14 protein-coding genes are annotated in these 19,269 nt (G+C 60.8%); 10 read left to right on the top strand and 4 right to left on the bottom strand.

Translation table 11 applies throughout. The features are described 5' to 3' along the window. Positions 1 to 2 precede the first annotated feature (2 nt). Entirely contained in the window at positions 3 to 464 is a 462-nt protein-coding gene (locus N5D22_RS16300) for an Lrp/AsnC family transcriptional regulator (protein WP_279656831.1), read from the bottom strand. A 167-nt stretch (positions 465 to 631) separates the two neighbouring features. On the opposite strand from N5D22_RS16300, the gene N5D22_RS16295 reads away from it, so the two are divergent. The 10 genes from N5D22_RS16295 to N5D22_RS16250 all read left to right on the top strand — a co-directional run bounded on the left by N5D22_RS16295 (position 632) and on the right by N5D22_RS16250 (position 15,454). Beyond that, positions 632 to 1,345, top strand: a complete 714-nt coding sequence (locus tag N5D22_RS16295) for an aspartate/glutamate racemase family protein (protein WP_279656832.1) — start codon at positions 632 to 634, stop codon at positions 1,343 to 1,345. Continuing rightward, the gene (locus N5D22_RS16290; protein WP_279656833.1) at positions 1,346 to 2,116 is read left to right on the top strand and encodes a class II glutamine amidotransferase; all 771 of its coding nucleotides are present in this window, start codon (positions 1,346 to 1,348) and stop codon (positions 2,114 to 2,116) included. It abuts the gene before it with no gap. Between the two features lie 428 nt (positions 2,117 to 2,544). Next, complete coding sequence (locus N5D22_RS16285) at positions 2,545 to 5,007, top strand: glycogen/starch/alpha-glucan phosphorylase (protein ID WP_279656834.1); 2,463 nt, start codon at positions 2,545 to 2,547, stop codon at positions 5,005 to 5,007. Further along, the gene (gene glgB, locus N5D22_RS16280; protein WP_279656835.1) at positions 5,007 to 7,214 is read left to right on the top strand and encodes a 1,4-alpha-glucan branching protein GlgB; all 2,208 of its coding nucleotides are present in this window, start codon (positions 5,007 to 5,009) and stop codon (positions 7,212 to 7,214) included. The genes N5D22_RS16285 and glgB overlap by 1 nt, the downstream gene beginning before the upstream one ends. Positions 7,215 to 7,235: 21 nt before the next feature. Further along, positions 7,236 to 8,498: a glucose-1-phosphate adenylyltransferase gene (gene glgC / locus N5D22_RS16275; protein WP_279656836.1), complete on the top strand. Its 1,263-nt coding sequence runs from the start codon at positions 7,236 to 7,238 to the stop codon at positions 8,496 to 8,498. 5 nt (positions 8,499 to 8,503) lie between these two features. Continuing rightward, positions 8,504 to 9,946, top strand: coding sequence for a glycogen synthase GlgA (gene glgA / locus N5D22_RS16270; protein ID WP_279656837.1), 1,443 nt, complete (start codon positions 8,504 to 8,506; stop codon positions 9,944 to 9,946). Between the two features lie 4 nt (positions 9,947 to 9,950). Beyond that, positions 9,951 to 11,579 (top strand): alpha-D-glucose phosphate-specific phosphoglucomutase, encoded by a 1,629-nt coding sequence (locus N5D22_RS16265; protein WP_279656838.1) that lies wholly within the window; start codon positions 9,951 to 9,953, stop codon positions 11,577 to 11,579. 309 nt (positions 11,580 to 11,888) lie between these two features. Continuing rightward, on the top strand, positions 11,889 to 13,844 hold the full coding sequence (gene glgX / locus N5D22_RS16260; RefSeq protein ID WP_279656839.1) for a glycogen debranching protein GlgX: 1,956 nt from the start codon (positions 11,889 to 11,891) through the stop codon (positions 13,842 to 13,844). A gap of 54 nt (positions 13,845 to 13,898) precedes the next feature. Next, a complete protein-coding gene (locus N5D22_RS16255; RefSeq protein ID WP_279656840.1) occupies positions 13,899 to 14,387 on the top strand; it encodes a MaoC family dehydratase in 489 nt (162 codons plus the stop codon). Positions 14,388 to 14,410: 23 nt separating this feature from the next. Beyond that, positions 14,411 to 15,454 carry a DUF2332 domain-containing protein gene (locus N5D22_RS16250; RefSeq protein WP_279656841.1) on the top strand — a complete coding sequence of 348 codons (1,044 nt, stop codon included), beginning with the start codon at positions 14,411 to 14,413 and terminating at the stop codon, positions 15,452 to 15,454. On the opposite strand, the gene N5D22_RS16245 is transcribed toward N5D22_RS16250, so the two are convergent. The 3 genes from N5D22_RS16245 to N5D22_RS16235 are packed head-to-tail and all read right to left on the bottom strand — an operon-like array spanning position 15,451 to position 19,269. After that, the gene (locus N5D22_RS16245) at positions 15,451 to 16,005 is read right to left on the bottom strand and encodes a sarcosine oxidase subunit gamma (RefSeq protein ID WP_279656842.1); all 555 of its coding nucleotides are present in this window, start codon (positions 16,003 to 16,005) and stop codon (positions 15,451 to 15,453) included. The two genes, N5D22_RS16250 and N5D22_RS16245, sit on opposite strands and share 4 nt — an antisense overlap. After that, positions 15,998 to 18,958: a sarcosine oxidase subunit alpha gene (locus N5D22_RS16240; protein WP_279656843.1), complete on the bottom strand. Its 2,961-nt coding sequence runs from the start codon at positions 18,956 to 18,958 to the stop codon at positions 15,998 to 16,000. Before N5D22_RS16240 ends, N5D22_RS16245 begins: the two co-directional genes overlap by 8 nt. Continuing rightward, positions 18,955 to 19,269, bottom strand: a complete 315-nt coding sequence (locus N5D22_RS16235; protein WP_279656844.1) for a sarcosine oxidase subunit delta — start codon at positions 19,267 to 19,269, stop codon at positions 18,955 to 18,957. The genes N5D22_RS16240 and N5D22_RS16235 overlap by 4 nt, the downstream gene beginning before the upstream one ends.

The raw sequence follows: 19,269 nt of genomic DNA, 5'->3' as shown, positions 1-19,269 counted from the left end.
GCTCAGATATGCGTCGTCGGCAGCGATGACGACAGCTTCACCGTCTCCATGGAGATATAGGCGGACATGTCGTAAAGCTGGACGCGGCGCAGGATCTGTTTGTAGACCGTGTCGTAATATTCGACATTCGGCAGCACCAGTTTCAGGATATAGTCGAAATTCCCGGTCAACCGGTGAACCTCGACGATTTCGGGTATGGTGCTGACGGCCGCATGAAACTTGTCCAGCCAGTCTTCGGCATGCAGGCCGGTCCTCACCAGCAGGAAAACCGTAGTCGGCAGATTGATCTTTCGCCGGTCGAGCAGCGCCATCGTGCCCGTCACATAACCTTCCGCCCGCAGCCGCGTGATGCGGCGGGAACAGGCGGATAACGACAGGGAAACCTCCTCCGCGATATCGGCGAGCGGGGTTTCGGCATTCTCCTGGAGAATCGCAAGGATTCGGCGGTCGCGGTCGTCAATCATCCGTAAAGGATGCACCAGTTAACGAAAATACGCAACAAATTTGCGGCATATGCACAAAAAGCGCCTTGCGCTTGCACATATGCCCGGAAATCCCTGTAAAAACGCATGCCGTTTTCGTGACAGCGATGGCATCCTTATATTCAATCAAACTTGATAAGGGGAAAGTTATGAAACGGATCGGCCTGATCGGCGGCATGAGCTGGGAATCCACCGCAACCTATTATCGCATGATCAACGAGGCCGTGCGCGACAGCCGCGGCGGGCTGGTTTCGGCCGACATCGTCATGCATTCGCTTGATTTTTCCGAGGTCGTCGCCCTGCAGAAGGCCGATCGCTGGGATGAGGCCGGTGCGCTTCTGGGTGCGGCCGGCGCGCGCCTTGCCAATGCCGGCGCTGATTGCGTGCTGATCTGCACCAACACCATGCATCTGGTTGCGGACACCGTGGAGAAGATGTCAGGTGTGGCGCTGATCGACATCATCGACGAAACCGCCGCAGCCCTGAAGGCGGACGGACGCCGCAAGCCGCTTCTGCTTGCCACCCGCTACACGATGGAACATGGCTTCTACACCGACCGCATGCGCCGCCACGGCGTCGACGTTGTCGTGCCCGACGCGGAAGACAGAGCTGCGATCCACGACATCATCTTCGGCGAACTCTGCCAGGGCGAGATCAAGTCCTGCTCGCGGGAACGCTATCTCGCCGTCATCGAGAAGGCCCGCGCGCTCGGCGTCGATTCCGTCATTCTCGGCTGCACCGAGATTTCGCTGCTGATCGACCCCGATGCCCTGCCGCTGCCGGGTTACGATTCGACCGCCATTCACGCGAAGGCCGCCGTCGGCTTCGCGCTCGGAAACAAGGCTTTCGACAGAGCCGCATGAATGTGCCGCCTCTTTGCCTATTCCGGTAAACCCGTCTGGCTCGATAGCCTGCTGATCGAGCCGGAAGCATCGCTGGTCAGCCAGTCCATGGCCGCAAGGGAAGCGAAAACCGTCGTCAACGGCGATGGCTGCGGCCTTGGCTGGTATGGCGAACGCGGAACGCCCGGCGTTTTTCGCGATACAAGGCCCGCCTGGTCCGACGCCAATCTGGCAGCGCTTTGCCACCAGCTCCGCTCGGGCATGTTCATGGCCCATGTCCGCTCCGCCACGTCAGGCGAAGTGTCCCGTGCCAACTGCCACCCCTTTGTGCATGGTCGACACCTGTTCATGCATAACGGCCAGATCGGCGGTTACGAACAGATCAGGCGCGATATCGATTCTCTCATTCCCGACGATATCTATGCATCCCGGCGCGGCACCGGCGACAGCGAAGCCATCTTCCTCATCGCCGCCGGCCTTGGCCTCGATGCCGATCCGGTGCGCGCCATTTCTACCGCGCTGCGCCTCTGTCAGGAAAAGATGCTCGCGGCGGGGGTTTCTTCCGCCTTGCGCTTCAGCGCCGTACTGATGGATGGCGATTGCGTGCACGCCTTCCGCTGGTCGAGCGATGACAAGCCGCCGACGCTCTACTGGCGCGGGCTGGAAGAAGGCATTGCGCTGAGTTCGGAGCCCTTTTCCTTCGATTGCACCCCCTGGTGCGCCATTGCGCCGAATACCAGGGTGACGATCCAGGCCGGCGGAATGACGGTGGAACCGTTTCTCCTGCCGTAAACGATGACCGAAACCGGTACTCATACCCGCACCCACCGCAGGTCGGCGCGGCGGCGGAGCTGTCTCATTTATTTTCATTGAATTTTCGCAGGCGTGAAGGCTAGTGTGTGATCCGATAGTTCGAAACAGATTTCAGGACCGGTGAACCACTTCAGAAGTATTGCAGCCTCTTTCCCTTTTCTGACCGATGCCCGGCATCGCAAAGACCAAGCAGATCCGTCGAAGAACGGCGCACACAGGCGATCGATGCCTTCGGCGATCCTTTGAGCGCCGAGAAAAACACTTATTTTTCATTGCGCTAAGCTGTTCAATTTTCCGAAAAAATGCTGTTGCCACGCCTCCATATCGATGCATAAACTGGCATCAGCAAAGGCAAGCCGGATCGACCTCATCAGACCCTCTCCTCCCACCAAGGTGCTGACCGACCAATGATCAATAATCTCAACGCCGCCGATCTTCCCCGCCCCGCCCCGCGCAGTTCCAACCCGGAAATCATGGCGTCGGAAATCATCGAACGCCTCACCTACCGCATCGGCAAGGACGTCAAGGTTGCAAAACCGCATGACTGGCTGACCGCAACCATCCTCGTCGTCCGCGACCGCATTATCGACAAGTGGATGGAATCCACCCGCAAGGCCTATGCCAACAATTCCAAGCGCGTTTATTACCTGTCGCTCGAATTCCTGATCGGCCGCCTGATGCGCGACGCCATCTCCAATATCGGCCTGATGCACGAAATCCGCGATGCCCTGTCTTCGCTCGGCGTCGATCTGGATGTCATCGCCGGGCTGGAGCCGGATGCGGCGCTCGGCAATGGCGGTCTCGGCCGTCTCGCCGCCTGCTTCATGGAATCCATGGCGACCGTCGACATTCCCGCCTATGGCTACGGCATCCGTTACGTGCACGGCCTCTTCCGCCAGCAGATGGCGGATGGATGGCAGGTGGAACTGCCGGAAACCTGGCTGGCGCACGGCAACCCCTGGGAATTCGAGCGCCGCGAAAGCTCCTATGAGGTCGGCTTCGGCGGCTCGGTGGAAACGATCGGCGGTTATGAAGATCCGCAGCGTTTCGTCTGGAAACCGGCTGAACGCGTCATCGCCATGGCTTACGACACGCCGGTCGTCGGCTGGCGCGGCACGCGCGTCAATACGCTGCGCCTGTGGTCGGCGCAGCCGATCGACCCCATTCTGCTGGCCGCCTTCAACGCCGGCGACCATATCGGCGCCTTGCGCGAAAGCAACAAGGCGGAAAGCCTGACGCGGGTTCTCTACCCCGCCGATGCGACGCCGGCCGGTCAGGAACTGCGCCTGCGGCAGGAGTTCTTCTTCTCCTCCGCCTCACTGCAGGACATTCTGCGCCGCCATCTGCAGCAATATCCCGATTTCACCTCGCTGCCCGAGAAGGTCTCGATCCAGCTCAACGACACGCATCCGGCCATTTCCATCGCCGAAATGATGCGTCTTCTGTGCGATGTGCACGGGCTGGAATTCGAGGAAGCCTGGAAGATCACCCAGGGCACCTTCTCCTACACCAATCACACGCTTCTGCCGGAGGCGCTGGAAAGCTGGCCGGTGCCGCTGCTCGAGCGTCTTCTCCCCAGGCATATGCAGATCGTTTATGCGATCAACGCCAACACGCTGGTCTACGCCCGCAAGGAAAAGAAGATGGCGGATCAGCAGATCCGTTCGATCTCTCTCATTGATGAAGGCGGTGAGCGCCGGGTGCGCATGGGCAATCTCGCCTTCATCGGCTCGCATTCCATCAACGGCGTTTCCGCCCTTCATACCGACCTGATGAAAGAAACGGTCTTTGCCGACCTGCACAGCCTTTACCCTGACCGCATCAACAACAAAACCAACGGCATCACACCGCGCCGCTGGCTGATGCAGTGCAATCCGGGCCTCACCAGCCTGCTGCGCGAGACGATCGGCGACGACTTCCTCGACGATGCGGAAAAGCTCACCGCGCTCGACCGTTTTGCCGACGATGCCGGTTTCCGCGAGAAATTCGCCGAGGTGAAGCGTCTGAACAAGGTGCGGCTTGCCAATACGGTGGCGCAGCGCATGGGCATCCGCGTCGATCCCTCGGCCATGTTCGACATCCAGATCAAGCGCATCCATGAATATAAGCGCCAGCTCCTGAACCTGGTGGAGACGGTGGCGCTTTACGACCAGATCCGTTCCCACCCGGAACTGGACTGGGTGCCGCGCGTTAAGTTCTTCGCAGGCAAGGCGGCGCCGAGTTATCACAACGCGAAGCTGATCATCAAGCTTGCCAACGATATCGCCCGGGTCATCAACAACGATCCGGCCGTGCGCGGGCTTCTGAAAGTGGTGTTTGTTCCGAACTATAACGTCTCGCTTGCGGAAATCATGGTTCCCGCCGCCGATCTTTCGGAACAGATTTCGACGGCCGGCATGGAAGCTTCCGGCACCGGCAACATGAAATTCGCGCTCAACGGCGCGCTCACCATCGGCACGCTCGATGGCGCCAATGTCGAGATGCGCGATCATGTCGGCGCAGACAATATCGTCATCTTCGGCATGACGGCGGATGAGGTGGCCAAGGCGCGCGCCGAGGGTCACAATCCCCGTGCGATCATCGAACAATCGGCGGAACTGTCACAGGCTTTGTCGTCGATTGCGTCAGGCGTCTTTTCGCCGGATGATCGTTCCCGCTTCACCGGCCTGATCGACGGGCTCTATAACAGCGACTGGTTCATGGTCGCCGCCGACTTCGACGCCTATGCCAATGCGCAGCGCGAGGTGGATGCGATCTGGAGCGATCCGGACAGCTGGTATGCGAAGACAGTGCGCAACACGGCGCGTATGGGCTGGTTCTCGTCCGACCGGACAATCCGCCAATATGCCACCGAGATCTGGAGAGCCTGATGAAAAAACCGCTCAATTCGGCCGAAGAGAAAAAGACTGGCGAAATCACGAAGGCTGAAATCGAGGCGATCAAGAGCGGTTTGCATTCCAATCCCTTTGCCCTTCTCGGCGTTCACGAAACGCCGGAAGGGTTTTCCGCCCGCTGTTTCATTCCTGGCGCCGAGGAGGTTTCCGTCCTGACGCTGGATGGAAATTTCGTGGGCGAATTGAAGCGGGTCGATCCGGACGGCTTTTTCGAAGGCCGGATCGATCTTTCGAAGCGCCAGCCGGTGCGGTATCGCGCCAGCCGCGACGATGCCGAATGGGCGGTGACCGACCCTTACAGCTTCGGCCCGGTTCTCGGCCCCATGGACGATTATTTCGTCCGTGAAGGGTCGCATCTGCGGCTCTTCGACAGGATGGGCGCGCATCCGCTGAAGCTCGAGGGCGTCGAGGGTTTCCACTTCGCCGTCTGGGCGCCCAATGCGCGGCGTGTTTCCGTCGTCGGTGATTTCAACAATTGGGATGGCCGCCGGCACGTGATGCGGTTCCGCAAGGATACCGGCATTTGGGAAATCTTCGCGCCTGACGTCTATGCCGGCTGCGCCTACAAGTTCGAAATCCTCGGCGCAAACGGCGAGCTTCTACCCCTCAAAGCCGACCCCTATGCCCGCCGCGCCGAGTTGCGACCGAAGAACGCTTCCGTCACCGCGCCGGAACTCACCCAGAAATGGGAAGATCAGGCCCACCGGGAACATTGGGCGCAGGTGGACCAGCGCCGCCAGCCGATCAGCATTTACGAAGTGCATGCCGGCTCCTGGCAGCGCCGCGAGGACGGCACCTTCCTCAGCTGGGACGAACTTGCTGCCCAGCTCATTCCCTATTGCACGGATATGGGTTTCACCCATATCGAGTTCCTGCCGATTACCGAACATCCCTATGACCCCTCCTGGGGTTACCAGACGACCGGGCTTTATGCGCCATCCGCCCGTTTCGGCGATCCGGAGGGCTTTGCGCGTTTCGTCAACGGCGCCCACAAGGTCGGCATCGGGGTGATCCTCGACTGGGTCCCGGCGCATTTTCCGACCGACGAGCACGGGTTGCGCTGGTTCGACGGCACGGCACTTTACGAACATGCCGATCCGCGTCAGGGTTTTCATCCCGACTGGAACACGGCCATCTATAATTTCGGCCGCATCGAGGTGATGTCCTACCTCATCAACAATGCGCTTTATTGGGCCGAGAAATTCCATCTCGACGGCCTGCGCGTCGATGCGGTCGCCTCGATGCTCTATCTCGATTATTCCCGCAAGGAAGGCGAGTGGATCCCCAATGAATATGGCGGACGGGAAAATCTCGAATCCGTCCGTTTCCTGCAGAAGATGAATTCCCTCGTCTACGGCACCCATCCGGGCGTCATGACCATTGCCGAGGAATCCACCTCCTGGCCGAAAGTATCCCAGCCCGTCCACGAGGGCGGCCTCGGCTTCGGCTTCAAATGGAACATGGGCTTCATGCACGATACGCTGAGTTATTTCTCGCGCGAGCCGGTGCATCGCAAGTTCCACCATCAGGAGCTGACCTTCGGCCTGCTTTACGCCTTCAGCGAAAATTTCGTGCTGCCGCTTTCCCATGACGAGGTGGTGCATGGCAAGGGTTCGCTGATCGCCAAGATGTCCGGCGACGACTGGCAGAAATTCGCCAATCTGCGCTCCTATTACGCCTTCATGTGGGGTTATCCCGGCAAGAAGCTGCTGTTCATGGGGCAGGAATTCGCACAATGGAGCGAATGGAGCGAAAAGGGCTCGCTCGACTGGAACCTGCGCCAATATCCGATGCACGAGGGCATGCGCCGCCTCGTGCGCGATCTCAACCTCACCTACCGTTCAAAACCCGCTTTGCACGCCCGCGACTGCGAACCCGAAGGTTTCCGCTGGCTGGTGGTCGATGACCACGACAATTCCGTTTTCGCCTGGCTACGTATGGCGCCGGGTGAAAAGCCGGTGGCGGTCATCTGCAATCTCACGCCGGTCTATCGGGAAAACTATTATGTGCCGCTTCCGCTTGCGGGGCGGTGGAGGGAGATTCTCAACACCGATGCCGAAATCTACGGCGGCAGCGGCAAGGGAAATGGCGGACGTGTTCAGGCGGTCGATGCTGGCGGCGATATCGGGGCGATGCTCGTCCTGCCGCCGCTTGCCACGATCATGCTCGAACCGGAAAACTGACAGACAGAGAGGGAGGACACCATGTCGGAAAAAAGAGTTCAGCCTTTGGCACGTGATGCAATGGCCTATGTCCTCGCGGGCGGCAGAGGAAGCCGCCTGAAGGAACTGACGGACCGCCGGGCGAAACCCGCCGTCTATTTCGGCGGCAAGGCGCGCATCATTGATTTCGCGCTTTCCAACGCGCTCAATTCCGGCATTCGCCGCATCGGCGTCGCCACCCAATACAAGGCGCACTCCCTCATCCGCCACCTGCAGCGCGGCTGGGACTTCTTCCGCCCCGAGCGTAACGAGAGCTTCGACATTCTGCCGGCCTCGCAGCGCGTTTCCGAGACGCAATGGTATGAGGGCACCGCCGACGCGGTTTACCAGAACATCGATATCATCGAGCCCTATGCGCCCGAATATATGGTCATCCTCGCGGGCGACCACATCTATAAAATGGACTACGAATACATGCTGCAGCAGCATGTCGATTCCGGTGCGGACGTGACGATCGGCTGCCTTGAAGTGCCGCGCATGGATGCGACGGGCTTTGGCGTGATGCATGTGAATGAAAAAGACGAGATCATCGATTTCATCGAAAAACCAGCCAACCCGCCCGGTATTCCCGGCAATGAAGACCTGGCGCTCGCTTCCATGGGCATCTATGTCTTCCACACGAAATTCCTGATGGAAGCGCTGCGCCGCGACGCCGCCGACCCGACTTCCAGCCGCGACTTCGGCAAGGACATCATTCCCTATATCGTGAAGCACGGCAAAGCCGTCGCCCATCGTTTCGCCGATTCCTGCGTGCGTTCGGATTTCGAGCATGGTCCCTACTGGCGCGACGTCGGCACGATCGACGCCTACTGGCAGGCCAATATCGACTTGACGGATGTGGTGCCGGACCTCGATATCTACGACAAGTCCTGGCCGATCTGGACCTATGCGGAAATCACTCCGCCGGCGAAATTCGTGCATGACGATGAAAATCGCCGCGGTTCGGCCGTTTCTTCGGTCGTCTCCGGCGACTGCATCATTTCCGGTGCGTCGCTGCAGCGCAGCCTGCTGTTTACCGGTGTGCGCGCCAATTCATACTCCCGCCTTGAGAATGCCGTAGTACTGCCGAGTGTGAAGATCGGGCGTCATGCCCAGCTCAGCAATGTCGTCATCGACCATGGCGTGGTCATTCCGGAAGGACTGATTGTAGGAGAAGACCCAGAACTGGATGCCAGACGTTTCCGCCGTACCGAAAACGGCATTTGCCTTATCACCCAATCGATGATCGACAAGCTGGACCTGTAGAGCCCATGAATGTCCTTTCGGTTTCATCCGAAATCTATCCCCTGATCAAGACCGGAGGGCTCGCCGACGTTGCCGGCGCGCTCCCCATCGCGCTGGAAGCGCACGGCGTCACGACGCGGACATTGATACCCGGATATCCGGCGGTGAAGGCCGCCGTGACGGACCCCGTCAAATGTCTGGAATTCACCGACCTGCTCGGTGAAAAAGCCGATGTTCTCGAAGTGCGGCATGAGGGGCTCGACCTCCTCATTCTCGATGCGCCCGCCTATTACGAGCGCTCCGGCGGCCCCTATCTCGACCAGACCGGCAAGGATTATCCTGATAACTGGAAGCGCTTCGCGGCGCTGTCGCTGGCGGCGGCCCGCATTGCCGCCGGCACGCTTCCCGGCTGGCGGCCGGATATGGTGCATGCCCATGACTGGCAGGCCGCGATGGCGCCGGTCTATATGCGTTATGCTGAAACGCCCGAAATTCCGAGCCTTCTCACCATCCACAACATTGCCTTCCAGGGCCAGTTCGGCGCGAATATTTTCAGCAAGCTTGGCCTGCCCGCCCATGCCTTCGGCATGGAAGGCATCGAATATTACAACGATGTCAGCTTCCTGAAGGGCGGCATGCAGACGGCGACGGCGCTCAGCACCGTCAGCCCGTCCTATGCCGAGGAAATCCTCACCCCGCAATTCGGCATGGGCCTGCACGGCGTCATCGGCAGCCGCGCCCATGTGCTGCACGGCATCGTCAACGGCATCGACGCCGATGTCTGGAACCCGGCAACGGACCATCTGATCCACGACAATTATTCGGCCGCCAATCTCAAGAACCGCGCGCTGAACAAGAAAGCTGTCGCCGAACATTTCCGCATTGACGACGATGACAGCCCGCTTTTCTGCATCATCTCCCGCCTCACCTGGCAGAAGGGCATCGATCTCATGGCGGAAGCCGTGGACGAGATCGTTTCCCTCGGCGGCCGTCTGGTGGTGCTCGGCGCGGGTGAAGTGGCGCTGGAAGGCGCGCTTCTGGCGGCGGCGTCCCGCCACCATGGCCGCGTCGGCGTTGCCGTCGGTTACAACGAACCGCTGTCGCATCTGATGCAGGCGGGCTGCGATGCGATCATCATTCCCTCGCGTTTCGAACCCTGCGGCCTCACCCAGCTTTACGCGCTGCGCTACGGCTGCGTACCGGTCGTCGCCCGCACCGGCGGCCTTGCCGACACGGTGATCGACGCCAACCATGCCGCCATCGCCAATAAATCGGCGACCGGCGTGCAATTTTCACCCGTCACGCTCGATGGTCTGAAACAGGCGATCCGCCGGACCGTCCGTTATTACCACGACCCGAAACTGTGGACACAAATGCAGAAACTCGGAATGAAATCCGATGTTTCCTGGGAAAAGAGCGCCGGTCTTTACGCCGCGCTTTACAGCCAGCTTATTTCGAAAGGCCATTGAAACAATGATCAAGACTGTTCAGACAACGCCCTATCAGGACCAGAAGCCGGGCACTTCAGGCCTGCGCAAGAAGGTGCCAGTCTTCGCCCAGGAAAATTACGCCGAGAACTTCATCCAGTCGATCTTCGACGCGCTCGAGGGCTTTGAGGGCCAGACGCTGGTGATCGGCGGCGATGGCCGTTATTACAACCGCGAAGTCATCCAGAAGGCGATCAAGATGGCCGCCGCCGCCGGTTTTGGCAGGGTGCTGGTCGGTCAGGGCGGCATTCTCTCGACGCCTGCCGCCTCCAACGTCATCCGCAAATACAAGGCTTTCGGCGGCATCGTGCTTTCCGCCAGCCATAATCCCGGCGGCCCGAACGAAGATTTCGGCATCAAATACAACATCGGCAATGGCGGCCCCGCACCGGAAAAGATCACCGATGCGATCTATGCCCGCTCGAAGGTCATCGACAGCTATAAAATCTCCGACGCCGCCGATATCGATCTCGACAGGGTGGGCAGCTTCAAGGTGGACGAGCTGACGGTCGAGGTGATCGACCCGGTTGCCGATTACGCCGCCCTGATGGAAGAACTGTTCGATTTCGACGCCATCCGCGCGCTCATCGCCGGCGGCTTTAAGGTCGTGGTCGATTCCATGAGCGCCGTCACCGGCCCCTATGCCGTGGAAATCATCGAAAAGCGCCTCGGCGCGCCGAAGGGTTCCGTCCGCAACGCAACGCCGCTGCCGGATTTCGGCGGCCACCACCCCGACCCGAACCTGGTGCACGCCAAGGAGCTTTATGACGATGTCATGAGCGCGGAAGGTCCAGATTTCGGCGCGGCGTCGGATGGCGACGGCGACCGCAACATGGTGGTCGGCAAGGGCATGTTCGTCACTCCCTCCGACAGCCTCGCCATCATCGCGGCCAATGCCAAACTCGCCCCCGGTTATGCCGCCGGCATTTCCGGCATCGCCCGCTCGATGCCGACGAGCGCGGCAGCGGACCGTGTGGCCGAAAAGCTCGGCCTTGGCATGTATGAAACGCCGACCGGCTGGAAATTCTTCGGCAATCTCATGGATGCCGGCAAGGTGACGATCTGCGGTGAAGAAAGCTTCGGCACCGGCTCCAACCATGTGCGCGAAAAGGACGGCCTGTGGGCCGTGCTCTACTGGCTGAACATCGTCGCCGCGCGCAAGGAAAGCGTGAAGGACATCGTCACAAAACACTGGGCCGAATATGGCCGCAACTATTATTCCCGCCATGACTATGAGGAAGTGGATTCGGACGCCGCCAACACGCTGGTCGCCACCCTGCGCGAAAAACTCGCCACACTTCCCGGCACCAGCTACGGCAATCTGAAGGTCGCGGCGGCGGATGATTTTGCCTATCACGATCCGGTCGATCAGTCGGTCAGCAAAAATCAGGGTATCCGCATCCTGTTCGAAGGCGGCTCGCGCATCGTGCTGCGCCTTTCCGGCACGGGCACTGCGGGCGCCACACTTCGCCTCTATGTCGAGCGTTACGAGCCGGATGCAGCCCGTCACGGCATCGAAACGCAGGAGGCGCTTGCTGACCTGATTTCCGTTGCCGATACGATCGCCGGCATCAAGGCCCATACCGGCCGCAACGCACCGAGCGTTATTACCTGAGGGTTTTGTTCAGTTGCATCCGCCGTTGCTGGAGAGGCACAGAATCGAAAAAACGGGAGGCGGCCACAAGGCCGTCTGAGAGTAGTAACAGACCTCTCTCCAAACTCGACGTCATCCTCGGCCTCGTGCCGAGGATCTGCCAACGTATCGCCCAATCAATGCGTAGCAGATGCTCGGGACAGGCCCGAGCATGACGGAGGAGAGGTTTTGGGTTCGCCATCGATCACAGGCGGACGCATACCCGCCTTCCATTACCGGCCACTTTCTACCGTTACGAAGAAGAAACAACTATCCCCGGAGAGACAGACCATGCAGACACCTTCCGTTTTCCCCAAAGGTGCAATCCAGACGGAAAACGGAATGGAATTCACGGTCTATTCCCGGCACGCCTCGCAGATCGATCTCTGCCTTTTCGATGCGAAGGGCGAGAAAGAAACGGCGCGTTTGCCGATGACGCGCGGTGAAGATGACGTTCACCGGTTGACCGTCTCCGATGCCGGCCCCGGCACGCGATACGGTTTTCGCGCTCACGGCATTTACGCCCCCGAACACGGCCTCTGGTTCGACCCTGCGAAATTGCTGCTCGACCCCTATGCCACGGAGATCGACCGCCCCTTCCGGCACGATCCCGCGCTTTGCGCCTTTGGTGCGGAGACCGGCGGGATCATGCCGAAGGCGATCCTTTCACAGCATGAGCCGGTCAGGCGTCAACCGCCGCTTTTTGCCGAAGGCGGGCTGATTTACGAACTCGCCGTCAAATCCTTCACCCGGCTGCATCCTGAAGTGCCGGAAGAGATCAGGGGCACCGTTGCCGCACTTGCCCATCCCGCCATTGTCGCGCACCTGAAAAAAATCGGCGTCGATGCGGTGGAGTTGATGCCGATCACCGCCTGGATCGACGAGCGCCACCTGCCGCCGCTCGGCCTTTCCAATGCCTGGGGTTATAATCCCGTCGGCTTCATGGCGCTCGATCCACGCCTCTGCCCCGGCGGCGTGCGGGAATTGCGCGACACGATTGCGGCACTGCATGCGCAAGGCATCGGCGTCATTCTCGATCTCGTCTTCAACCATACGGGCGAAAGCGATATTGAAGGTTCGATCCTGTCGTTGCGCGGGCTCGACAACCTCACCGCCTTCCGCCACCCGCCGGGAAAGCCGGGCGCGCTGGTCAACGATACCGGCACCGGCAATACGGTTGCCTGCGATCATCCCTATATTCGCCAGCTCATCGTCGATTCCCTCCGGCATTTCGTTCTGGCTGCCGGGGTGGACGGCTTCCGTTTCGATCTCGCGCCCGTACTCGGGCGAACGGCCCACGGCTTCGACATGGCGAGCGAGACGCTTGCGGCCATGCATTCGGATCCCGTGCTTTACGACCGCGTGCTGATCGCCGAACCATGGGATATCGGCCCCGGCGGATATCAGCTCGGCAATTTCCCCGAAAGCTTTCTGGAATGGAACGACCGCGCCCGCGACGATATGCGCCGCTTCTGGCGCGGCGACGCCGGCGCCAGCGGGGCGCTGGCCGACGCCCTTTCCGGGTCTTCGTCGATCTTTTCCCGCCATGGCCGCTTAAACAGCCGCAGCGTCAATTTTCTCGCCGCCCATGACGGTTTCACGCTGTTCGATCTCGTCAGCCACGAACACAAGCACAATCAGAAAAACGGCGAGAACAATCGCGACGGTCACAATGAAAACCACTCCTGGAACAATGGTTTCGAAGGCCTGACGGATGATCCTGCCATTGTCGCCGCCCGCATTGCGGATGTGAAGGCGCTGCTTTCCACCCTGTTCGTCAGCCGCGGCGTCTTGATGCTGACCGCCGGCGATGAGGGCGGCCGCAGCCAGCATGGCAACAACAACGCCTATTGTCAGGACAATGACATCACCTGGGTCGACTGGTCATCGCTTGTCCCCGAACTGATCGATCACACCGCATTTCTCGCAGCGCTTCGCAAACGCTTCGACGTCTTTTCCGAGACCGGCTTCTTTTCCGGCAGCGGCGATGTGACATGGCTTGCCCCGGGCGGGGAGCCTATGACGGTTACGGACTGGGAAAGCCCGGATGGACCGGCCTTCGCCATGGTGCTTTCAACATCGGACCGGGAAACGGGCGACGAGGCCGAGCTTGCGGTTCTCATCAATCGCGGTCGCGACGTCGTTCCTTTCACGCTGCCCGGCGATGGCTGGTGCGCCATCGGCACGGATTTCGGCAATCCCGCCTTTCTGCCAGCTCGTTCCGTAGTGTTTTATCTGCGCAGTTGATCCCTTCACGTCGCCAGCCGTATAAGTCCCTGGAAACAATGCGGACGAGGTAACATGACAAAAGAAATTGCGCTGGCGGAGATGAAGGGCCGCGTCGGCACGGAAATGGGTGTTTCCGACTGGATCACCGTCGACCAGACGATGATTGACGCCTTCGCAAAGGCGACGCTGGACGAACAGTTCATCCACACCGACCCGGAACGCGCCAAAGCGGAAAGCCCCTTTGGCGGCACCATCGCGCATGGGTTCCTGACGCTGTCGCTGCTTTCGGCCCTGAATTACGATGCCCTGCCCCGCATCCGCGAACAGACCATGGGCATCAACTACGGCTTCGATGCCGTTCGTTTCGTTACCCCGGTCAAAAGCGGTGCGCGGGTGCGCGGCCGCTTCACGCTGGCGGAGGCGCGTTTTCGCGGCGCGGCCATGTTGATGACGACCTATGACGTGGCGGTGGAAATCGAAAACGAGAAAAAGCCGGCGCTTACCGCACGCTGGACCACCATCAGCCAGTTCAACCCGGAGGACAGGCCGGAAGACGCCTGAAACCGCCGCAAGGGAGAGACCGCATGCATGACGAAGCCGTAAGGAGTGCGTTTCTCGTGCAGGCAAGAGCCTGCGACAGCCTCGGCTCGCCCTTTACCGCACGGCTCTGCCGCGCTGTGGCGGCAAGGCTCGACCGCGATACCGAGGTGGGCGAGCGGATTTTATCCTGGCCCGGCGATGTCGGCCCCTCGGGCGATTCCGTTCCCCTGCGGCTGGCGGGCGCCCTGCATGCGCTCGCCATCGAGGAAAAGATCGCGCCGCTTGCCGATATTGCGCCGGAAGACGAAGAAGCGCTCTGGCAGGCTTGCGCCAGCGCCCTGCGTTTTCATTCCGCCTTCATCCTCGACCGGTTGAAATCACCGCCGCAAACCAACGAGGTTCGCCGTTCCGCCGTTCTGCTGCCGGGCTTTCTTTCGATTGCGGCACTGACCGGCAAGCCGCTGGTGCTTTCCGAAGTCGGAGCCAGCGCAGGCCTCAACCTGCAATTCGACCGTTACCGATATCGCCTCGGCGACCTCACCTGGGGTGAGCAATCCGATGTTTTCCTGTCACCGGAATGGCGCGGCGACACACCCGCCCATGAGCGGATCGAAATTATCGAGCGTGCCGGCTGCGATCTCAACCCGCTCGACCCGTCATCCGCCGAAGATCGCCTGCGGCTGATGTCCTATGTCTGGGCCGATCAGACAGACCGGCTGGAGCGAACCGCCGCCGCCCTGCGGATAGCCGTGGAACATGGTCTGCATGTCGAGAAGGCGGACGCGGTCGACTGGCTGAAACGCCGCTTTGCCACGCAATATCCGGGTGCTGCCCATGTCGTCTATCATTCCGTCGCCTGGCAATATCTGCCCGATGGATTGAAACAGGCAGGCGAGGCTGTGATTGCCGAAGCTGGAACCCGCGCCACGCCGGATGCCCCGCTTGCCCGGCTGCAAATGGAGGCGGATGCGACGCCGGGTAGCGCCGCCATTACCCTGCAGATATGGCCGACCGGCGAGAAACAGGAAATCGGCCGGGCCGATTTCCATGGACGATGGGTGGAATGGCGGGGCTGGATGGCGGGTTAAACCGCCACGTCCTCAGCCGCTTCCTGCAACAGCCCGCCGACATATTCCGCAAAGGAACGCCAGCATTCCACCCGGAACGTATCGTCCGCCGTGCGCAGCAGCACCACTTCCGCCTTGCCGAAAACGGTGCGTGAGCACGCGCCGACGGGGAACTTTGCGAGAGAAAGATCCTGCGGGCAGCCGGCATTGAGTGCCGCTTCCGCACCGGCACCGGAGACGATGACGGCCGTGTTGCGGTGGGAAATATCGGTTGCCGAAAACAGGCCGGAGACGCCGGCGAGAGCCGCCATCAGGTCGCTCTCGCCCTGATCGATCACCAGCCATTCATCCGGCCCGAGCCAGAGGGCGGACCGCAGGCCCGAGGTGACGGAGCTTTTCGGGTGGGCAGGCAGGGCAAGACCGAGCGCTTCCGAAAGTGCCGGCAGGGCGCTTTCCCGGGCGCGCAGCGACAGCCGCGCGGCGGAAGCTGCGGGTTTCAGCGAAACGAAGGGCGAGCCGCCGTGAAAATCCTCGAGCACGGATTTGCGTTTTGCGTGAAGTTTGTCAGCCATTGAGACGGGCTCCTTCCTTGTCGAGGAAGACCATGTCGGTCACTTCGACGGCAATGGTTTTATCGGCGAGCGGAATGTAGAGCGTTTCGCCCATGCGCGCCCTGCCATCCGCCACCAATGCGAAAGCGATGGAATGGCCGAGATTTTCCGACCAGTAAGCGGAGGTGACATGGCCGAGCATGGTCATGGGCTTCGGCTGATTTGGATCGACAACGATCTGGCCGCCCTCGTCCGGAACGATCAGCCGGTCTTTTGTCTTCAGGCCGACAAGCTGTTTGCGGCCGGAGCGCGTGAGATCGGGACGTTTCAGCCCGCGAATGCCGACGAAATCCGCTTTCTTCTTGGAAACGGCCCAGGCAAGCCCGGCATCGTCAGGCGTCACCGTGCCGTCCGTATCCTGCCCGACGATGATATAGCCCTTTTCCGCACGCAGGATATGCATGGTCTCGGTGCCATAAAGGCAGCCGCCCACGGCTTCCGCCCTTTCGCGGATCGCCGACCAGACGGCTGCGCCATAATCAGCCGGAACGTTGATTTCGAAACCGAGTTCGCCGGTGAATGACACGCGGAAGAGCCGCGTCGGCACGCCGCAGAAGGTGCCTTCGGCCACCGCCATATGCGGGAAGGCCTCCGGCGAGAGATCGATGCCCTCGACGAATGGCGCGATAACCTCACGCGCCTTCGGCCCCTGCACGGCAATCACGGCCCATTGTTCGGTGGCCGAGGTGAGCCAGACATTGAGATCGGGGAATTCGGTCTGGAGATAATCTTCCATGTGCTGGAGAACGCGCGGCGCGCCGCCCGTGGTCGTCGTCACATGGAAACGGTCCTCGGCAAGACGGCCGACAACGCCGTCGTCGTAAACGAAACCGTCTTCGCGGGTCATGATGCCGTAACGGCAGCGGCCGGGTTTCAGCGTATCCCAGGCATTGGTGTAGATGAGGTTCAGGAACTTCGCCGCATCCGGGCCGACCACTTCGATCTTGCCAAGCGTGGAGGCATCGAACACGCCGACGCTTGTCCGAACCGTCTTGCATTCGCGGTTGATCGCCTCATGCATGTCCTCGCCCGCCCGCGGGAAGAACCAGGCGCGTTTCCAGTTGCCGACATCCTCGAACACCGCACCGGCCGCAAGCTCTTCCTCGTGCATCGGCGTCTTGCGGGCAGGATCGAACAGCGCGCCGCGCGAATGGTTGATGAGCGTGCCGAAGGTAACAGGCGTATAGGGCTGGCGGAAGGTGGTGAGACCGACCTTGGGCAAATCCCGGCCAAGTGCTTCAGATGCGATGGCAAGGCCATGCATATTGGACATCTTGCCCTGATCGGACGCCATGCCATTGGTGGTGAAGCGCTTGATATGCTCGACGGAATGCATGCCCTCGCGCACGGCGAGGCGGATATCCTTGGCGCAGACATCGTGCTGGAAATCGATGAAGGCCTTGACGCCGGTGCCCTCACCCGCGCCTTCGGCCGCACCGATCATGCCGCCTGTCCAAATCCTGGCATTCTCGCCGGAAAACTCCGCGCCGCCGCCACCGGCAGCCGCAGCCTCGGCAATCAGCGCGGAAAGATCGTCCGTGCCGTTGCAGGCGCCGATGGAAACACCGTTCTGCACATGGATATCTGGCAGGAAACGCTGGTTAGCCGCGTCAAACTTCAGCTTGCCGCGCGATTGCGAGAAGAGATGCACCGATGGCGTCCAGCCGGCGGAAACGACAAGCGCATCGATGGCGATCTTGCGCTTGTTGGAGCCGCCATTGCGGCCAACTGTCATGGAAGACACACGCAGGCGGCCGGCGGTATTGTAAACGCTATGGCCCGCCAGCACTTCGATGCCGAGCGCCCGCGCCTCATCCAGCAGGCGCTGATCCGGGTTCTCGCGGCAATCGACGATGGCGGCGATCTTCACCCCGGCCTTTTTCAGATCGAAGGCCGTCTCATAGGCCGAATCATGGGCGGTGTAGACGCCGACATTTTGGCCCACGGCGACGCCGTAGTGGTTGAGATAGGTGCGTGCGGCCGAGGCCAGCATGATGCCGGGGCGGTCATTATTGGCAAAGACCATGTGGCGTTCGATCGCACCCGCCGCCAGCACGACCTTTTTGGCGCGCACCTGCCACAGCCGCTCGCGCGGCTGGTGTCTGGCGGGCGTGGCGAGATGATCGGTCACCCGCTCGGCCAACGCCACGAAATTGTGGTTGTAATAACCGAAGGCGGTGGTGCGCATCAGAACCCGCACATTGGGCATGGATTGAAGCTCGGCAAGAACCTTCTGCGCCCATTCATAACCGGGCAGACCGTCGATGACAGTACCAGTGTCGAAACGCAGCGCGCCGCCGACTTCGGCATTTTCATCGACCAGAATAACGCTGACGCCCGTTTTCGCGGCAGCAAGCGCCGCGGTCAGACCAGCGACGCCGGCGCCGGCCACCAGCACGTCGCAATGGGCATAACGGCCGGAATAATGATCCGCATCCGGCTCGCTCGGCGCCTTGCCGAGACCGGCGGCGCGGCGGATCAGCGGTTCGTAAATCCTGTGCCAGGCGGCCTTCGGCCACATGAAGGTCTTATAATAAAAACCGGCCGCGAACATCGGCGACAGGAGGTCGTTGATCGCACTCAGATCGAAGGATAGCGACGGGAAACGGTTCTGCGAGGCGATGATCGCGCCGTCGAACACTTCCTGCACCGTGGCGCGAACATTGGGCTGCTTGCGCAGGCTGTCCCGCGACACATCGATCAGCGCATTCGGCTCTTCCGGCCCGGCGGAAAGAAAGCCGCGCGGCCGGTGATATTTGAACGAGCGGCCGATCAGATGCACGCCATTGGCCAGAAGCGCCGACGCGACGGTATCTCCCTCCAGCGCCGGATAGATCTTGCCATCGAAGGTGAAGCGCGCGGTTCTGGCCGGCGTCAGTCGGCCGGCGCCCTTGATACGATAATCGCCGCTCATTGCCCGGCTCCCTTTGCTGCGGCAAGGACCGTCTCAGTATCGGGTTTCGGCTCACCCGCCTTGTAGGTCATCAGGAATTTGTCGCTGACCGAATCGCGGGCGGCGTTGAAGAAGCGGCCGCAGCCGTGAATGTGACGCCAGCGCTCGAAAACGAGGCCCTTGTCATTGTCGCGAATGAAGAAATATTCGGCGAAGGCCTCGTCGGAAATATCGGCGATGTTTTCCGGCCGGGCAATATGGGCTTCGCCCGCCCAGCGGAATTCCAGTTCGGAACGGTCTTCCCCGCAATAGGGGCAATGGATCAGAAGCAT

The sequence above is a fragment of the Agrobacterium sp. GD03872 genome, assembly GCF_029840625.1.
Lineage (GTDB): Bacteria > Pseudomonadota > Alphaproteobacteria > Rhizobiales > Rhizobiaceae > Agrobacterium > Agrobacterium fabrum_A.
The sequence above is the reverse complement of the archived record's forward strand: the minus strand, read 5'-3'. Positions and strand labels throughout refer to the sequence as shown.

What these genes read in the sequence shown, in the direction of transcription:
- N5D22_RS16300 (WP_279656831.1), bottom strand. Translation starts at nt 464, where the DNA reads ATGATTGACGACCGCGACCGCCGAATCCTTGCGATTCTCCAGGAGAAT.
- N5D22_RS16295 (WP_279656832.1), top strand. Translation starts at nt 632, where the DNA reads ATGAAACGGATCGGCCTGATCGGCGGCATGAGCTGGGAATCCACCGCA.
- N5D22_RS16290 (WP_279656833.1), top strand. Translation starts at nt 1,346, where the DNA reads ATGTGCCGCCTCTTTGCCTATTCCGGTAAACCCGTCTGGCTCGATAGC.
- N5D22_RS16285 (WP_279656834.1), top strand. Translation starts at nt 2,545, where the DNA reads ATGATCAATAATCTCAACGCCGCCGATCTTCCCCGCCCCGCCCCGCGC.
- glgB (WP_279656835.1), top strand. Translation starts at nt 5,007, where the DNA reads ATGAAAAAACCGCTCAATTCGGCCGAAGAGAAAAAGACTGGCGAAATC.
- glgC (WP_279656836.1), top strand. Translation starts at nt 7,236, where the DNA reads ATGTCGGAAAAAAGAGTTCAGCCTTTGGCACGTGATGCAATGGCCTAT.
- glgA (WP_279656837.1), top strand. Translation starts at nt 8,504, where the DNA reads ATGAATGTCCTTTCGGTTTCATCCGAAATCTATCCCCTGATCAAGACC.
- N5D22_RS16265 (WP_279656838.1), top strand. Translation starts at nt 9,951, where the DNA reads ATGATCAAGACTGTTCAGACAACGCCCTATCAGGACCAGAAGCCGGGC.
- glgX (WP_279656839.1), top strand. Translation starts at nt 11,889, where the DNA reads ATGCAGACACCTTCCGTTTTCCCCAAAGGTGCAATCCAGACGGAAAAC.
- N5D22_RS16255 (WP_279656840.1), top strand. Translation starts at nt 13,899, where the DNA reads ATGACAAAAGAAATTGCGCTGGCGGAGATGAAGGGCCGCGTCGGCACG.
- N5D22_RS16250 (WP_279656841.1), top strand. Translation starts at nt 14,411, where the DNA reads ATGCATGACGAAGCCGTAAGGAGTGCGTTTCTCGTGCAGGCAAGAGCC.
- N5D22_RS16245 (WP_279656842.1), bottom strand. Translation starts at nt 16,005, where the DNA reads ATGGCTGACAAACTTCACGCAAAACGCAAATCCGTGCTCGAGGATTTT.
- N5D22_RS16240 (WP_279656843.1), bottom strand. Translation starts at nt 18,958, where the DNA reads ATGAGCGGCGATTATCGTATCAAGGGCGCCGGCCGACTGACGCCGGCC.
- N5D22_RS16235 (WP_279656844.1), bottom strand. Translation starts at nt 19,269, where the DNA reads ATGCTTCTGATCCATTGCCCCTATTGCGGGGAAGACCGTTCCGAACTG.